The organism is Actinomadura soli (assembly GCF_005889715.1).
Taxonomy (GTDB): domain Bacteria; phylum Actinomycetota; class Actinomycetes; order Streptosporangiales; family Streptosporangiaceae; genus Spirillospora; species Spirillospora soli.
The window spans coordinates 1-2,263 of the sequence record NZ_VCKW01000510.1; the positions used below are offsets into that span (position 1 = coordinate 1).

Genomic DNA, 2,263 nt, shown 5'->3' on the forward strand with positions numbered 1-2,263 from the left:
GGTCTAACCGGTCCTCTTAACGTTCCGGCACCGGGCAGGCGTCAGTCCGTATACCGCGTCTTACGACTTCGCACGGACCTGTGTTTTTAGTAAACAGTCGCTTCCCCCTGGCCTCTGCGACCCCACCCAGCTCCCCGTGCAAGACGGCTCACCGGGCGAGGTCCCCCTTCTCCCAAAGTTACGGGGGCAATTTGCCGAGTTCCTTAACCACAGTTCACCCGATCGCCTTGGTATTCTCTACCTGACCACCTGAGTCGGTTTAGGGTACGGGCCGCCAGTACACTCGCTAGAGGCTTTTCTCGACAGCATGGGATCACTCACTTCACCTAAAACGGCTCGGCATCAGCTCTCAGGAACATGAGAGACGGATTTACCTATCTCTCTCCCTACAGCCTTACCCCGGGACAACCACCGCCCGGGCTGAGCTACCCTCCTGCGTCACCCCATCACTCACCTACTACCCCCTCGGGCCGACCAATCCACACCAGAGCACAGCCCGAAGGCCCCACCCCAGGCTTCACGGTCTTAGCATCAGAGGGTTCAGCGTTGGCGCATACCAGCGGGTACGGGAATATCAACCCGTTGTCCATCGACTACGCCTGTCGGCCTCGCCTTAGGTCCCGACTTACCCTGGGCGGATTAGCCTGCCCCAGGAACCCTTGGTCATCCGGCGCACACGTTTCTCACGTGTGACTCGCTACTCATGCCTGCATTCTCACTCCCACAGCCTCCACCCCTCGATCACTCGGAGGCTTCACCGGCTGCAGGACGCTCCCCTACCCACCCACACCCTACGGCGTGAGTGCCACGGCTTCGGCGGTGTGCTTGAGCCCCGCTACATTGTCGGCGCGGAATCACTTGACCAGTGAGCTATTACGCACTCTTTCAAGGATGGCTGCTTCTAAGCCAACCTCCTGGTTGTCACGGCAACTCCACATCCTTTCCCACTTAGCACACGCTTAGGGGCCTTAGCCGATGATCTGGGCTGTTTCCCTCTCGACTACGAAGCTTATCCCCCGCAGTCTCACTGCCACGCTAACTTACCGGCATTCGGAGTTTGGCTGACGTCAGTAACCTTGTCGGGCCCATCAGCCATCCAGTAGCTCTACCTCCGGCAAGCACCACGCAACGCTGCACCTAAATGCATTTCGGGGAGAACCAGCTATCACGGAGTTTGATTGGCCTTTCACCCCTAACCACAGGTCATCCCCCAGGTTTTCAACCCTGGTGGGTTCGGGCCTCCACACCGTCTTACCGGCGCTTCACCCTGCCCATGGCTAGATCACCCCGCTTCGGGTCTACAGCATGCGACTAAAAACGCCCTATTCAGACTCGCTTTCGCTACGGCTACCCGCCACCGGTTAACCTCGCCACACACCATAACTCGCAGGCTCATTCTTCAAAAGGCACGCCATCACCAACAACACCCCGAAAGACGTTGAGGAGGCTCTGACGGCTTGTAGGCACACGGTTTCAGGTACTCTTTCACGACCCCTCACCGGGGCACTTTTCACCTTTCCCTCACGGTACTTGTCCGCTATCGGTCACCAGGAAGTATTCAGCCTTACCACGTGGTCGTGGCAGATTCACACGGGATTTCACGGGCCCCGTGCTACTCGGGAACACACCCAGAAGCCACTCGAATTTCGTCTACCGGACTCTCACCGTCTACGGTCGGCCTTCCCATGCCATTCGACTACCCGAGCAGTTTGTAACTTCTCGACCCAGCGGCAGCTGGACCAGGATGGTCCCACAACCCCGCACACGCAACGCCTGCCGGCTATCACACGCGCACGGTTTAGGCTCCTCCGCTTTCGCTCACCACTACTCACGGAATCACAATTGTTTTCTCTTCCTGCGGGTACTGAGATGTTTCACTTCCCCGCGTTCCCACCAACCGCCCTATACATTCAGACGGCGGCGACACCCCATGACGGGTGCCAGGTTTCCCCATTCGGAAATCCCCGGATCAAAGTCTGGTTGCCGACTCCCCGAGGCATATCGCAGGCTCCCACGTCCTTCATCGGCTCCTGATGCCAAGGCATCCACCGTATGCCCTAAAAAACTTGAACACACAAAACGATCAAAACAAATCGCAGATAAACGAGCAACACCACCACGACGGCGAACCATCGCAACAGCATCGTCATTCACCAGAGATGCTCGCGTCCACTGTGCAGTTCTCAAAAAACAACCGGGCCCACCAGAACCGCCCCACCCCCAAGGGATGAAGCGGTACCTGGTCCCGCGATCCGAGGCCACC

At 58.2% G+C, this 2,263-nt stretch carries 1 rRNA gene; it reads right to left on the reverse strand.

From position 1 onward, the window contains the following. A 23S ribosomal RNA gene (locus tag ETD83_RS41320) occupies positions 1 to 2,072 on the reverse strand; the annotation flags it as partial. Positions 2,073 to 2,263 lie beyond the last annotated feature (191 nt).